Source organism: Polaromonas sp. (assembly GCF_010365105.1).
Taxonomy (GTDB): domain Bacteria; phylum Pseudomonadota; class Gammaproteobacteria; order Burkholderiales; family Burkholderiaceae_C; genus Polaromonas.
The window spans coordinates 302,642-316,249 of sequence record NZ_JAAFGZ010000001.1 but is presented as its reverse complement, the minus strand read 5'-3'; the positions used below and the strand labels follow the sequence as shown (position 1 = coordinate 316,249).

At 64.0% G+C, this 13,608-nt stretch carries 17 protein-coding genes; 3 read left to right on the top strand and 14 right to left on the bottom strand.

Features of this window, described 5'->3' with window-relative positions:
- Positions 1 to 317: 317 nt before the first annotated feature.
- The 5 genes from GZ092_RS01485 to GZ092_RS01465 form a co-directional block, all read right to left on the bottom strand.
- Entirely contained in the window at positions 318 to 1,487 is a 1,170-nt protein-coding gene (locus tag GZ092_RS01485; protein ID WP_293633856.1) for an FAD-binding domain-containing protein, read from the bottom strand.
- Positions 1,484 to 3,070 (bottom strand): cryptochrome/photolyase family protein, encoded by a 1,587-nt coding sequence (locus GZ092_RS01480; protein ID WP_293633854.1) that lies wholly within the window; start codon positions 3,068 to 3,070, stop codon positions 1,484 to 1,486. The genes GZ092_RS01485 and GZ092_RS01480 overlap by 4 nt, the downstream gene beginning before the upstream one ends.
- On the bottom strand, positions 3,067 to 3,234 hold the full coding sequence (locus GZ092_RS01475; RefSeq protein ID WP_293633852.1) for a DUF2256 domain-containing protein: 168 nt from the start codon (positions 3,232 to 3,234) through the stop codon (positions 3,067 to 3,069). The genes GZ092_RS01480 and GZ092_RS01475 overlap by 4 nt, the downstream gene beginning before the upstream one ends.
- A 157-nt stretch (positions 3,235 to 3,391) precedes the next feature.
- A complete protein-coding gene (locus tag GZ092_RS01470; RefSeq protein WP_293633850.1) occupies positions 3,392 to 3,601 on the bottom strand; it encodes a DUF2788 domain-containing protein in 210 nt (69 codons plus the stop codon).
- Positions 3,601 to 4,380 carry a DUF2189 domain-containing protein gene (locus GZ092_RS01465; RefSeq protein ID WP_293633890.1) on the bottom strand — a complete coding sequence of 260 codons (780 nt, stop codon included), beginning with the start codon at positions 4,378 to 4,380 and terminating at the stop codon, positions 3,601 to 3,603. Before GZ092_RS01465 ends, GZ092_RS01470 begins: the two co-directional genes overlap by 1 nt.
- Before the next feature lie 289 nt (positions 4,381 to 4,669).
- On the opposite strand from GZ092_RS01465, the gene GZ092_RS01460 reads away from it, so the two are divergent.
- Together GZ092_RS01460 and GZ092_RS01455 are read left to right on the top strand one after the other, a co-directional pair.
- Positions 4,670 to 5,038, top strand: coding sequence for a TraR/DksA family transcriptional regulator (locus tag GZ092_RS01460; RefSeq protein ID WP_293633848.1), 369 nt, complete (start codon positions 4,670 to 4,672; stop codon positions 5,036 to 5,038).
- A gap of 437 nt (positions 5,039 to 5,475) precedes the next feature.
- Positions 5,476 to 6,240 (top strand): DUF2189 domain-containing protein, encoded by a 765-nt coding sequence (locus GZ092_RS01455; RefSeq protein WP_293633888.1) that lies wholly within the window; start codon positions 5,476 to 5,478, stop codon positions 6,238 to 6,240.
- Between the two features lie 38 nt (positions 6,241 to 6,278).
- On the opposite strand, the gene GZ092_RS01450 is transcribed toward GZ092_RS01455, so the two are convergent.
- The 4 genes from GZ092_RS01450 to dcd all read right to left on the bottom strand — a co-directional run bounded on the left by GZ092_RS01450 (position 6,279) and on the right by dcd (position 8,014).
- Entirely contained in the window at positions 6,279 to 6,893 is a 615-nt protein-coding gene (locus GZ092_RS01450) for a heme-binding protein (protein ID WP_293633847.1), read from the bottom strand.
- A 95-nt stretch (positions 6,894 to 6,988) separates the two neighbouring features.
- Entirely contained in the window at positions 6,989 to 7,210 is a 222-nt protein-coding gene (locus tag GZ092_RS01445; RefSeq protein ID WP_293633846.1) for a TIGR02450 family Trp-rich protein, read from the bottom strand.
- Positions 7,207 to 7,413 carry a hypothetical protein gene (locus GZ092_RS01440; protein ID WP_293633845.1) on the bottom strand — a complete coding sequence of 69 codons (207 nt, stop codon included), beginning with the start codon at positions 7,411 to 7,413 and terminating at the stop codon, positions 7,207 to 7,209. Before GZ092_RS01440 ends, GZ092_RS01445 begins: the two co-directional genes overlap by 4 nt.
- A 28-nt stretch (positions 7,414 to 7,441) precedes the next feature.
- Positions 7,442 to 8,014, bottom strand: coding sequence for a dCTP deaminase (gene dcd, locus GZ092_RS01435; protein ID WP_029523828.1), 573 nt, complete (start codon positions 8,012 to 8,014; stop codon positions 7,442 to 7,444).
- Positions 8,015 to 8,271: 257 nt separating this feature from the next.
- On the opposite strand from dcd, the gene GZ092_RS01430 reads away from it, so the two are divergent.
- Complete coding sequence (locus GZ092_RS01430) at positions 8,272 to 8,694, top strand: BLUF domain-containing protein (RefSeq protein ID WP_293633840.1); 423 nt, start codon at positions 8,272 to 8,274, stop codon at positions 8,692 to 8,694.
- A gap of 22 nt (positions 8,695 to 8,716) precedes the next feature.
- Here the strand turns inward: GZ092_RS01430 and guaD are convergent, their stop codons facing one another.
- The 5 genes from guaD to GZ092_RS01405 all read right to left on the bottom strand — a co-directional run bounded on the left by guaD (position 8,717) and on the right by GZ092_RS01405 (position 13,492).
- The gene (guaD, locus tag GZ092_RS01425; protein WP_293633838.1) at positions 8,717 to 10,006 is read right to left on the bottom strand and encodes a guanine deaminase; all 1,290 of its coding nucleotides are present in this window, start codon (positions 10,004 to 10,006) and stop codon (positions 8,717 to 8,719) included.
- Between the two features lie 18 nt (positions 10,007 to 10,024).
- On the bottom strand, positions 10,025 to 10,393 hold the full coding sequence (locus GZ092_RS01420; RefSeq protein WP_293633886.1) for a 6-carboxytetrahydropterin synthase: 369 nt from the start codon (positions 10,391 to 10,393) through the stop codon (positions 10,025 to 10,027).
- A 17-nt stretch (positions 10,394 to 10,410) separates the two neighbouring features.
- Positions 10,411 to 11,046, bottom strand: a complete 636-nt coding sequence (gene queE / locus GZ092_RS01415) for a 7-carboxy-7-deazaguanine synthase (protein WP_293633836.1) — start codon at positions 11,044 to 11,046, stop codon at positions 10,411 to 10,413.
- Between the two features lie 18 nt (positions 11,047 to 11,064).
- Positions 11,065 to 12,147, bottom strand: a complete 1,083-nt coding sequence (locus tag GZ092_RS01410) for a BMP family ABC transporter substrate-binding protein (RefSeq protein ID WP_293633834.1) — start codon at positions 12,145 to 12,147, stop codon at positions 11,065 to 11,067.
- Positions 12,148 to 12,229: 82 nt separating this feature from the next.
- Positions 12,230 to 13,492: a YbfB/YjiJ family MFS transporter gene (locus tag GZ092_RS01405; RefSeq protein WP_293633832.1), complete on the bottom strand. Its 1,263-nt coding sequence runs from the start codon at positions 13,490 to 13,492 to the stop codon at positions 12,230 to 12,232.
- Positions 13,493 to 13,608 lie beyond the last annotated feature (116 nt).

Sequence of the window (13,608 nt, the reverse complement as noted above, 5' to 3'; positions counted from 1 at the left end):
CACCCGCTATGACAAGCTCGACGTCACGTTTGTGGGCTTCGTGCACATCGCCGGCACTATGAAATGGCTCCATTGACTTTCCGAACACGGCCTAACCAAGCTGGTCATAAAATCCCGCCATTTTCGGGTCACTGCGTAGGATAAAAGCGGATTTCCCAATCCGGGCCTGCAAGTGGCAGGGTTTGCCATCACGCCACGACGTATGACCACTTCAAACTGTTATTTCGCAGCGGCAGCTGGCATCTGACTGCGGCCCGGACAGCCATGGCCCGTCAGGCCGCGCGCTGACATCACAGGCACCGGGCATTGGACCGCTTTCAGCGAACCAGCCTGGTGCGGCCACGCCACTTTGAAAAGCTGCCGCAGAGTTCGTCCACCGGCGTGAACAGGCGCGGCGCAGCATGCTGCCGGGCCGAAGCGGGCAGCCAGGGCTTGCCCACGCACTGCAGGTGCGGCTCGGCCAGCATATGCACCGAACGCGCCCCGCGCAGGGCCGTGCCGATGGTCTGCGCCGGTGCGTGCCAGCACAGCGGCGCCAGCTGGCGCATGCGGCGGACGACAAATTCCCAGCGCTGAGCCGTCCAGGGATGCTGCTGATGGAATTCGGCCACGACAATGCCCAGCACCAGCGTGCCTGCGGGCAGGTCGGCAGGCAGCACGCCCAAGGCCCACGGGTGCACCAGCCAGACATCCCTTCCCTGCACCACCTGTGCATCGACCGGCGCGAAATCGTCCGGCCGTGGCGGCAGGCTGAACAGCTCGGGAGGGTGAATGCCGGCGACGCCAGTGCGTCCAAAAACAGCCGGCTTCGCGCTGCGGGCGATGCGGTCAAGCGCCTCGTAAGAGGTGTCGATGACGCTGCCCGGGCTGTGCCAGTCGGACGGAGCGTATCGCTGCACATTGTCGGCATTGAACACATACGGCTTGCTGCTGCCGGTGCCGGCCACCCACTGCCAGCTCAGGTGGTTGCTGGCCAGGTCGCCGTCGAGCAGATGCGAATACAGCCATTCGGCGCCGACATGCCAGTGAACTTTTCTCAGGTGCACCACATAGCTGGCCAGCCACATGCGCGCATGGTTGTGCAGGTAGCCGGTGGCATAGAGTTCGCGCACCGCGCAGTCGATGGCCGGCACGCCGCACCTGGCCTGCACGATGTCGTCCGGCATGGCTTGCGAATAGGCCGCGTCCGGCAGCAGGCCGTCATGCAGCGACTGGTGAATGCCCAAACCGACATGGCGCCAGACATGCCGGAAATACGCGCGCCAGCCCAGTTCAAAGACAAACTTGTGCTGGTCATCGAGCGGATACACCGCATCCACGCCCGCATGCACCTCGGGCAGCGAGACAAAACCATGCGTCAGGTAGGGCGAGAGCCGGGTGACGGCGCCGTCCAGGTCATTGCGCGTGCGGGCATAGTCCTGCGGGCGAACCGCCTGAATGCGCGCATGGGCGGCCTGCAGGGTGGGTTCAAAGACAAAGGGCGTCATGGCGCTACCAGCGTTTGATGAGACAGCGCCTGCTGAAGGATCAGGGCGCGCTTTTCCGGGGTCAGCCGGGCGATGTTTTTCACCTGCAGCGCCATGCGCGGGTTTTTGGCCAGCCAGGGCTCGTGGCGTATCAAAAAATCCCAATACAGGGTGGTGAACGGGCAGGCCTTGTCGCCCGTAGCTTCGGCCGGGTCGAAGCGGCAGCCCTTGCAGTGGTTGCTCATGCGCTGGATGTACTTGCCGGTGGCGGCATAGGGCTTGCTGGCCATCACCCCGCCGTCGGCAAACTGGCTCATGCCCAGCACATTGGGCATTTCCACCCATTCGACCGCATCGACATACACCGCCAGGTACCACTCGTGCACCGCCTGCGGCCTGACGCCGAGCAGCAGCGCATACAGGCCCGTAACCATCAGCCGCTGGATGTGGTGCGCATAGCCATGCGCCAGGGTTTGCGTGAGGGCATCGCGAAGGCAGGCCATGTCGGTCTGGCCGGTCCAGTAAAAATCCGGCAGCGGCTGCTGCGCGTCCAATTCGTTGCAGGCGGCGTAATCGGGCATCTGCGTCCAGTAAATGCCGCGCACAAATTCGCGCCAGCCGAGGATTTGCCGGACAAAGCCTTCCACTGCCGCCAGGGGCGCGTGCCCGGCCCGGTATGCCGCTTCTGCTGCCTCCACCACTTCCCGTGCGCCGAGCAACTTGAGGTTCATCGACGACGAAAGGTGCGAATGGTAGAGCCATGCCTCGCCATGCCACATGGCGTCTTCAAACTGGCCGAACAGCGGCAGCCGCTGGGTGATGAAGCTGTCCAGCGCCTGCAGCGCCTGCGCCCGGGTGACCGGCCAGCCAAAGCTGTCGAGCGTGCCGGGGTGGCCGGAAAAGCGCGAATTGACCAGCGCCAGGACACCCTGCGTGATCGCGTCGGGCGCGAAAATGCTGCGCGGTGGCAGCGCGCCGGGTCCAGCCGCGCCAAAGGACTGTCGGTTGTCGGCATCGAAATTCCACTGCCCGCCCGCCGGCTTGCCGCCTTCCATCAGGATGCCGTGCTTGGTGCGCAGTTCGCGGTACCAGTATTCCAGCCGCAGCTGCTTGCGGCCCTGGGCATGCGCGGCAAAGTCGCGCACAGTGCTGAAGAAATGCCGGTCATCGCGCAGGTCCAGCGGCGTGGCTGATGCCTTGGCCGCAGCGCGCATCGCCTGCAGCACGCGCCAGTCGCCGGGCGCGGTCATGACCAGCGCCTGCGGCGCCAGCGTGTCGATGTCGGTTTGCAGTTGGGCCGCCAGCGTGCCGGCATTGGCGCTGTCGTCCAGGCGTGTGTAATGAACCGTCCAGCCCCGCGCACGCAGCGATTCGGCAAAGTGGCGCATGGCGCTTAAAAACAGCGCAATGCGCTGCCGGGCTGACCAGACGTGGGTGGACTCCTCGGCCACTTCGGCCATCCACACCGCGTCGCGTTCGGCATCGAAGCCGTCAAAGGCCGATGACTGTTCGTCCAGCTGGTCGCCCAGCACGATGACCAGGTGGCGCAGCCGCCCGGACGGCATGGGATTGGCTGCAGCCGCTGCCGTGTGCCTGCCGGTCATGCGGCTGCGCCACCGGGCTTTTTCCGGGCGCGGCAGGCGTCCGAGCAGTAAAGCACCTCTGTCCAGTTTTTCGCCCAGGCCTTGCGCCAGGTCATGGTGCGGCCGCAGACGGCACACAGCTTGTGGGGCAGCGCCTGCTTGTTGCCCTTGAAGTCATTTTTCATGCGCCGATTGTGTCAAGACCGAACCGTCAGCTTCGGCTGGCCTGATTTTCAAGGGGCTTTACACGCTATATTTTTAATAGCTGCTTATATAGACAGTAATTGCGGGAAAGTGGTTTTTCACTCGAAAAACCAAACACAGCAGGCAGGGGCGAGTGTTTTATTTTTCCAGTACCCACTGGATGATGAACTTGGCGACAAAGCCCACCATGCCAAAGGCCAGGCCCAGAAAAATCACGAAAGTGCCAAACTTTCCGGCCTTGGACGACCACGCCAGCTGGCCGATGATGAACAGCATGTAGAGCATGAACGCGCCCACGCCGAACGACAGGCCAAAGGCGGCCACCTGCTCTTCTGAATAACCAAACATCAGGCGTCTCCCTCGGGCGGCAGGCGCTCGGGCAGCGCACCGGCGTCGACCAGGTCGCGGTAGGCATGCCAGCTGGCATGGCCGAGCAGCGGCAGCACCACGACCAGGCCCAGCAGCAGCGTGCCCAGGCCGAGCAGCGTGAGCCCCATGATCAGCGCCGCCCACAAGGCCAGTGGAACCGGGTTGGTCAGCACTGCCTGCCAGCTGGTCAGCACCGCCTGCAGCACATCGACCCGGCGGTCGAGCAGCAGCGGCATGGCAATCACGCTGGAGGCAAAGATCGGCGCCGCCATCAGGCCGCCCATGGTCAGCCAGAGTTCGAAGACGTAGTGGCCCGGCGCCAGCACGATGTGGCGCAGGAAATCCAGCGGCGTGTTGACGGGTTCGGGCGCCAGCAGGGTGATCAGCGCGGCCGACGTCAGAACCCAGCCGGTGCCGGCCAGGGCCAGCAGCAGGCCGAAGCGCACCATGCTCCAGTAGCCGCCCCTGGCCGCATAGCGCGAGTATTGCCAGCGCGTCCAGGTGTTGACGATGAGCCGGAGATTGACCGGCTCGCCGCGTTCAATCGCCCGGCTGATGGCATACAGGCTGGTGGCCAGCACCGGCGCCACCACCAGAAAACCCGAAAAGGCACCGGCCAGCAGCCAGAAACGGTCACGTGCAAGCAGCACCAGCAGACCGCCGAACGCAGCTGGCACCAGGCCGTGCAGCAGGCTCAGCCAGCCGCCGCGCCGCATGTCCCGAGCACCGCGCGCCAGCCAGTTCAGGGGCTGGGCCATGCTGATGTTCCGGATGCCGGGCAGGGCCAGAGCACCGCGGCGGGTGCGCGGCGCAATGGGTGGAGGGGGAGGAAGATTGGATGAGGACACGGTGGGGTGAAAGCTTAACTGCAAATCTTCGGACAGTGCCTGGATTGACCGGTGACATGGCTGAAAAATGGCCTGCCATTGACCAGTGCAGGCATGTGTGCAGGCGCTCCACGCGCGTTTCACTCGCGTTGACCCTTGTCAATGACGGAAATCCCGGGCGAGCGCATGATGAATCCAGACCCATCAAGGAGACACTTCAATGACCCCAGAACAAGCGACGCCTTACCGGCAGCAATTGACAGCCATGCGCACCGCCATCCTGGCGCAGATGAACGACCAGCGCGGCGGCGTGCTGGGCCGCGCTGAAGCGGCAGCCGACCATTTCAATCGCCGCGAGGATTCCAGCGCCCAGGTGGCCACCGAGCGCGAACTGGAGTTTGCCATTGGCGAGCGCGAAACCGGTGAACTGGCCCTGATCGACGCCGCCCTGGCGCGCATCGCCACAGGCATCTACGGCGAATGCATTGACTGCGCAGCCCCCATCCCCGCGCCAAGGCTGAAGGCAAGCCCCGAAGCATCGCGCTGCGTTCCCTGTCAGGAAAAAGTCGAACAGCACCAAGCCGCCTGACATCCGGTTTCTGCTGTTTTTCTCCGCTGTCAAGAACGCATTGCACCAGTCTTTTTCTCACCATTGTCGGGATGGACCATGCCGAAGCCCGAGTGCTGATGTTTGACCGCAAACTGGCCGGTCATGCGCCGCTGGTTTGAGCAGCCTGCAGCCCTGCCAGCCCGCTCGGACGCAGGGCGAGATGCATGCCCGGGCAATCCTTGGCAGCAGCGTTTGTTGGTACTTTCCTGCTGGTCACGGCGTGGGGAACTGGTTAGGCTGACGGCTGACGACAGAACCGCCCTTTCAACCAAAGCCTCATGACCCCCTCTCCTTCCAGCGACGACGGCAGCATGCCGCCCGCAGCCCGTCCATCCCAACCCCATCTTCTGCGCGACGAGCTTCCGGTCATGGCCGCGCCGTATGTGCCACCGCCTCCGGTCGGGCCGCAGGCGATCATGCAGCCGCTCGGTCCGGGAGCGCCCTTTGCCTGGCTGGCCGCCGGATGGCGCGACCTGAAGGCGCATCCCGGCATCGGCCTGTTTTACGGGCTGTGCTTCTGGCTCATGGCGGTCACGCTCGGCGCCGTGTTTCGCGCCAAACCCGAATACACGCTGACGATTGCCTCGGGCTGCCTGCTGGTCGGCCCCTTCCTGGCAATGGGACTGTATGAAGTCAGCCGCCGCCGCGAGCAGGGCCTCACGCCCGAACTCGGGGCCTCGCTGACCTGCTGGGACAGCCACATCCGCAGCATGGGCATGCTGGTACTGGTGCTGATCGTGCTGGAGCTGCTGTGGGGCCGGGCGTCGCTGGTGGTGTTTGCAGTGTTTTTCAACACCGGCATGCCTTCAACCACCGGCGTATTGAATGCCGTGTTCAACCCCGACAACTGGGAATTCGTCGCCGTTTACCTGGTGGTAGGGGGCATGTTTGCGGCGCTGGTGTTTTCCACCGCCGTGGTGTCGATCCCGATGATCCTGGACCGCGACACCGACGCGATTTCAGCCGCCATCACCAGCATCCGGGTGATGTTTTCCAGCCCCGGCGTGATGCTGCTGTGGGGGCTGGTCATCACCACGCTGATAGCCGTGGCGCTGCTGCCCTGGGGCGTGGGCCTGCTGGTGATCGGTCCGCTGCTCGGGCATGCCAGCTGGCATGCCTACCGTGGAACAGTGCGCTGGCAGGAAGCTGAGGCAATGGCCAGCGACACGGCGCCAGGCTGAAACAGCCGGTCAAAAAACAGCTGGTGAACGCCGGCCGTTCAGGGATTTTTGACTTCCACCTGTATCTCGTTTCGCCGCCACATGGGCAGGGTCCACGGCGGGTCATAGCGCGCAAGCTGTGGCGCGCCGACGGGCTCCAGTTGGCGCGACCGCATCCAGGCCGCCAGTTCACCGGTTTTTTGCTGCACCTTGGATGCCGTGTTCAGGCCCGAGTAACCCAGCACGGCAAACGTCCTGGCAGGCAGTTCGCGCAGGCTGACGGCCGTGTTGACGGGTTTGGGCAGCGTCTGCATCGAATACTGGCCCGGCATCACGAACTGAATGCGCCACTGGCTGGCCGTCGCCATCGAGGCATCAGCGGCCACGGGCTCGGCCGTGACCGGGGCCGTCATGGCTATTTTTGCGGAACCAGCCACCGGCTCCAGGGTGACAGGCGCAGTCATGGCGATTTTTTGGGAGGATTTGTCAGCGCCGGTAGCCGTCACGGTGTTGTTGCCGAAGATGTAGTCGGCAATCAGCCTGAAGCCCTTGCCGGATGCCGCGTCCATGTCGCCCTCGACGAGCGTTTCGGCCACGATGACCGGCGCATACCGGCGGACTTCATAGCTGCCATCCTGTGTCAGCACGTCAAACTTCGGTTCTTCAACAGCCATGGCCATGCTCCCTGCAGTGATTCCGGCCATGAGTATGGCGGCAAAGCGCCCGGAGCGACACCACGCCACCGGGTTCGTTCTCAAGCGGGCGGCCTTCATACCCACCCCTGCTTCCAGACTTCCTCGTTTTGCAGGTCGCGCCAAGCGACTCGTTGCGTGGCGCGTGAAAAGACAGCCTCGATGTCCACCCACTCTGCGTTGTCGCCTGCCACCGGCGGCTCGATCACCTTGGTGACCATAAAGTGCTTGTCCTTGCGCACCGGCTGCACCGCCGTCCATTTCGACAGCAGGAGTTTTTTGGCATTCAGGGGGTTCATGCGCCAGGCGGATGGTCAGCCGTCCGAAGTTCCGGGGGTGTTTCACCACGCCCGGCATCAGCCGCTGCCTGGACCAAGGGCGTGCTGGACAAGCCCGGCGTATACATTTTCTCGCCGTCCCAGCGCTGGCCGCACCAGCACAGGCCTTCTGCATTGATCATGCAGGTGCCGGTTCCGCAGCAGCGGGTATCGTCATTTCTCATGGATTTCCTGGCCTTTCGTGGGTGAACTTCACGCCTTGGGCAGCGTCACGCCGACTTGCCCCTGGTACTTGCCGCCCCTGTCCTTGTAGCTGACTTCGCAGACATCGTCCTTGTCGCTCTCAAAAAACAGCACCTGCGCACAGCCTTCGCCGGCGTAGATGCGGGCGGGCAGCGGCGTGGTGTTGGAAAATTCCAGCGTGACGTAGCCCTCCCATTCGGGCTCGAAGGGCGTGACGTTGACGATGATGCCGCAGCGCGCATAGGTGCTTTTGCCCAGGCAAATGGTCAGCACGTTGCGCGGGATGCGGAAGTATTCAAGCGTGCGGGCCAGCGCAAAACTGTTCGGCGGAATGATGCAGCTGTCGCCGTGCATGTCCACGAAGCTTTTTTCATCGAAATTCTTCGGGTCCACCACCGTGCTGTGGATGTTGGTGAAGACCTTGAACTCGGGCGCGCAGCGGATGTCGTAGCCGTAGCTTGACGTGCCGTAGCTGATGATCTTGTGACCGTCCCGCTCGCGGACCTGTTTCGGCTCGAAAGGCTCGATCATGCCGGTGGTTTCGGCCATGTGGCGTATCCATTTGTCGCTCTTGATGCTCATAGTTTGATGCTCGTGTTTTTGATGCTCACGGTCTGGGCCGTGCAATGGCGCTGATTGTAAGCAGCGGTGGCTGCGGCGGCCTTGCAGAGCACCTACGCAAAAAATACCCGGCCCAGCGCACGGCATCGGGGCATTGGCCCGAAAAAAACAGCCCGCCGACTTAGGGCTTATGGGTTGAAGGGACAAACACTTTTGGGCAGCCGGGAGCCTGTATGCTGGTCAGGAGACAGCTAAAATAATTTGACGAGGTGTCAACCATGCTGATTCGTTTGTTCTATGTGAGCACCGCTCTGGGTCCACAAACCACCACCGTGACCGGCTCGATCCTGAAGGTGGCGCACGCCTGGAACGCGCAGCATGGCATCACCGGCGTGCTCTGCCAGGGGCAAGGGGTGTTTTTGCAAGTTCTCGAAGGCGAGCGAGACGCCGTCACCGGTTTGTTCGAACGCATTGCAGCAGACCGGCGCCATAAGAACGTGGAGATGGTTCACCGCGAAACCATCACCCAGCGGCGCTATGAAAAATGGGCGATGGCCCATGTGCAGTTGTCCGACCTGGACCCGATGACCAACATCGAGTGGCCCGAGTTCGATCCCTATTCGGTGACCGGACTGCTGGTCATGGCCCGGATAGACGAGCTGATTGCCGTGGGCACGGTCATCAACGCGCCAGACGCCTGACCGGCCCGGCTGGCAACCCGCCTCAGCCGGCCTGCGAAATCACGGTTCGCTCGACCAGCCGGTCGTCGCCCAGCACGATCATGGCAAACAGCAGCTCGTCCAGGCGGGCGGCCCGGCTTGTCCGGCGGGCCAGCAACGCCGTGGCCTTCGGGTTGAGCACGACAAAATCGCCCTCGCAGCCCGGCAGCAGGTTGCCCACCACACCCGCCAGGCCCAGCGCCTGCGCGGCGCCGGCGGTGTGCTGCCACCACAGGTGCTGCGGGTTCAGGGAAACGCCGGGCTTGGTCTGCCCTTCCCGGCCGACGTAATACGCAGCCAGCATGGTGTGAAACGGACTGAACGACGTGCCGCCGCCGACATCGCTGGCCAGCCCGTAGCCAAAGCCCACCCGGTCGGCGCCTAGATAGTCGAAAAACCCGCTGCCCAGGAACAGGTTGCTGGTCGGGCTGACGGCAGCCGCTGCACCGGTGTCGCGCATCAGCGCCCGGTCTTCGTCGTCAAAGTGGATGCAGTGGGCATAGATGGCGCGCGGGCGCATCAGGCCGAACAGCTCGTACACGCTCAGGTAGCTGCGCGCTTGCGGGTACAACTCCTTCACCCAGGCGATCTCATCCCTGTTTTCCGCCACATGCGATTGAATCCACACGTCCGGGTATTTCGCTGCCAGCTCGCCGGCGCCGCGCAACTGGGCCGCGCTGCAACTCGGCACGAAGCGCGGCGTGATGGCGTAACCCAGCCGATCCACGCCATGCCAGCGCTGGATCAGCGCTTCGGTGTCCAGCAGGCTTTGCTGCGTCTCGTCGCGCACGCCGTCGGGCGCGTGCTGGTCCATCAGCACCTTGCCGGCGATCAGGCGCAGCTGGTGCTTTTGTGCCTCGGCAAACAGCGCATCGACCGACTCGGGATGCGAGCTGGCAAAGGCCAGCGCGGTGGTGACACCGTTGCGCAGCATTTCCGCTATGAAAAAAGTAGCTACCTGCGCACTGTGGCCGTGCGTGGAGAAGCATTTTTCCTGTGGAAAGGTGTAATTTTCCAGCCACGGCAACAAGCCCTCGGCGGGCGAGCCGATCACATCGACTTGCGGAAAATGAATGTGCAGATCGACAAAGCCCGGCGCGATGATGCGGCCGGGGAAATGCTCGGCGGGCACGCCGGCAAAGCGCGGCACCAACTCGGCGTAGGGGCCGAGCGCCTGCACCACCTGCCGACCCCGGGCATCCGGGCCGACGACCAGCAGGCCATCGGTTTCCAGCGCCACCCGGGGAATATGCGGATCAGGAAAATAAAGAATCGAGGCGCGGTAAGCTTTCATCGCGCCAAGATTACCTGATTACAGCGGCCCGGTGACCCGGCAGCCATCGCCAATCGAGGCGCGCCAGACGCGTACCGAGGTCAGTGCAGGCAGCGTCGGCCGTAGTTTGGCAAAGATGAACTGGCACAGGTTTTCCAGCGTCGGCGGCCCCAGGCCCGGCACTTCGTCGAGCAGGTGGTGATCGAGTTGCTCGCGCAGCAGCGCCACCTCGCGCCGCACCAGCCCAAGGTCGATCACCATGCCGGTGGCCGGGTCGGGCTGGCCGGTCAAGAACACCTCGGCGTTGTAGGTGTGGCCGTGGATTCGCTTGCTGCTGGCGGTTTCAATCGCGCGGTCCAGCGTGTGCGCGGCATCGAAAAAGAAGGCCTGGCTGATCTCGCAGGCCATGGACGTTGACATATCGTTCATCGGATGCCGGTGATCTTGTGGGTTTGCAGGCTCAGGCGCCAGGCGGGCTGGGCAAGGCACAGCGCAATGCAGGCCTCGGTATTGCGCTGCTGGTCGGGGTTATCCATGGGCTGCAGGTAGCGGTGCGTGAACCGGGCAGACTGCAGTTCGGCCCAGTCAAGCGCCGGCTGCGGCCAGACGACCTTCAGTTCATGGCCTTCGCGCTGAATCCACGGCGCGCCGGCCTTGGGGCTGACGCAGATCCAGTCAATGCCGGGCGGCACGGCAATCGTGCCGTTGGTTTCCACCGCGATCAGAAAGCCGCGCGCATGCAGCGCATCGATCAGGGCGGAATCGACCTGCAGCAGCGGCTCGCCGCCGGTCATGACGACAAACCGGTAGGCGCTATCGCTGGCGGGCCACTGGGCTTGAATCTGCTCAGCCAGTGCGACAGCGTTCTTGAACTTGCCGCCCAGCGTGCCGTCGGTACCGACAAAATCGGTGTCGCAAAACCGGCAAATGGCGCTGGCGCGGTCCTGCTCACGACCCGACCACAGGTTGCAGCCGGCGAAACGGCAAAAAACGGCGGGACGGCCGGCATGGCTGCCCTCTCCCTGCAGCGTGTAGAAAATCTCTTTGATCTGGTAGCTCATGGTGTTCGTTCCGACTGCTTATTTGCTCAACGTGCCCTGAACGCCCTGCACCAGGAAGTTCATGTTCAGTATCTGCTCGTCGCTCATTGTCTTGCCGGCGGCCAGCACTTCATGGCCCTGGTTGTCCAGCAGCGCGGTGCGTGCCTTGAACGGATGCAGCCGGCCGGCGGCAATGTCGCGCTGGCGCGCCCGCACTTCATCGGCCACTTTTTGGGGCACCTTGGGGCCAAAACTGTCGACGCGGATCATGCCTTCCTTCACGCCGCCCCACAGCGCAGCGCTTTTCCAGCTGCCGTCCAGCACGGCCTGGGCGCGGCGCGTGTAGTAGCTGCCCCACTGGTGGGTAACGGCCAGCACCTGCGCATCGGGCGCGACCTGGCGCATGTCGGAATGGTAGGCAATCGCCAGCTTGCCGCGCTCTTGCGCCGCGCTCATCACGGCGGTCGAACCGGTATGGAACGCCATCACCTCGACGCCCTGGTTGAACAGCGCCATGGCAGCGTCGCGCTCGCGCGGCGGGTCGAACCAGGCACCGAGCCAGACCACCTTGACCGTCGCCTGCGGATTGACCGAGCGCATGCCCAGCGTGAAGGCATTGATGCCCTGGATCACCTCGGGAATTGCAAAGCCCGCTATGTAGCCGGCGCTCGTGGCCAGCCGGCCGGCGGCAATGCCGGCCAGGTAGCGGCCTTCGTAATAACGCGCATTGGCCACCGCCACGTTGGGCGCGGTCTTGTAGCCGGTGATGGATTCGAATTTCACGTCCGGAAAGTCCCGGGCGACCTTCAGCGTCGGCTCCATGTAGCCAAAGCTGGGCGTGAAGATCAGCCGGTTGCCCTGGCGGGCCAGGTCGCGGATCACACGTTCGGCGTCGGCGCCCTCGGCGACATTTTCGACATACGTGGTCTTGACCTGATCACCCAGCGCCGCCTCGACGGCCTTGCGTGCCTCGTCGTGCTGGTGTACCCAGCCGGCGTCGGTGACCGGCGCGACATAGACAAAACCGATTTTCAGCGGCGGCGCGGCCGGTGCTGCGGATTGCGGGAAAGCGGGAGAAATAAAACAGGCGGCCACGAGCGTGGCCGCGAGGTTTTTATACATGGTAGTCCTCTACATGGCCCCGGAAAAATGAAAACACCAGCGCGCCGAGGCAGCACGCTGGTGAAACCGCGATTTTAGCGTGTTACTTCAGAACCGGATAAGCACGCACCATCCAGGCATACAGCGCCGCGCCGACCAGCAGCGCACTGGCGGCAATCTGTAGCGACAGCGTGAAGCCCTCGCCTGTGGTGGCGGAATGCCTGAGCAGCAGCGCCACCAGCGGCGGACCGGCAATCTGCCCCACGCCATAAGCCGCCGTCAGCAAGCCGATGAAACTTGATGCCGTGGCCGGGCGCAGGCGCCGCACTTCCTGCAGCGCAAAAAAAGTGATGGCGGTGAACGGAATGCCCAGCAACAAGCTGCCGATGATGAAACCGGCCAGGCTCGGACTCCACAGGCTGGCACCGATGCCCAGCGCCTGCACGGCATAACACACGCCCAGGCGCACGCGCATGTCGCCAGCGTGCGGCAGGCGCGTGGCCAGCAGCGCGCCGAGCATGACGCCCAGGCCAAAGATCGGCCAGAACAGGTCCAGCCAGGCCGAACCGGGCAGCGCTGCTCTGGCAATCACCGGCAAGAAAGTCGCGGTGATGATGTAGCCAAAACCGGCCAGACTGTAGGCCAGCGTCAGCACGGCCATTTCAGACGGACCATGGCTTGCAGCCGCAGTGCGGGGCATGCCGGCCGCCTGGTGGCCGGGCGGGCCCAGCGCCATCAGGTGCTCGCTGCCGCCGCGCAGGATGTGCCACACGGCGGCTGACAGCACAAACGCCAGCACGCCCAGAATCATCCAGCCGCTTGCAGCCTTCCAGTGCAGGGCGACCATGCCGCTGGCCAGCAGGCCGCTGACGACAATGCCCGCGCCAGGGCCGGCATAGATGATGCCGCCCATGCTGGGAACGCCCAGCCGCGACAGTTGCGACAGGCACCAGCCGGAGGTGTAGACAAACACCACCGCGCTGGTCACGCCGGCCGCCAGGCGCAGCACCGGCCAGGCGGCCGGAAAGTACAAGGCCATGGCCAGCGTCAGGGCACCGGTCGCCAGCAGGCCGGCGCGCACCAGCGACGAAAAGGCCAGCGCCGGCAGCCAGCGCAGCCGCGCCCAGATCCAGGGCTGGAGCGTGCAGAAAATGGCGCCCAGCATGTAGCCCAGGTAATTGGCGCTGGCCAGCCAGCTGGCGCCGGGCAGATCGACCACGCCGTCGCTGAGCATCATCGGCAGGATGGGCGTGAAGGCAAACCGGCCGATGCCCATGGCAACGGCCAGCGATACCAGCCCGGCCAAAGCGATGGGCCAGGCGCCGGAGGGCACTGAAGAAGTAGGTTTTTTTGTCGCGGATGTCATGCCAGGAGCCTGAATTTTTCGATTGCGCTTGGTCCGGCAGTCCGGGGACCGGGAAAGTGCGCGAAGCCCAAGGGGTGTTGTTTGTTTCCAGGTCAGCCCGGCATCACGCCAGGATC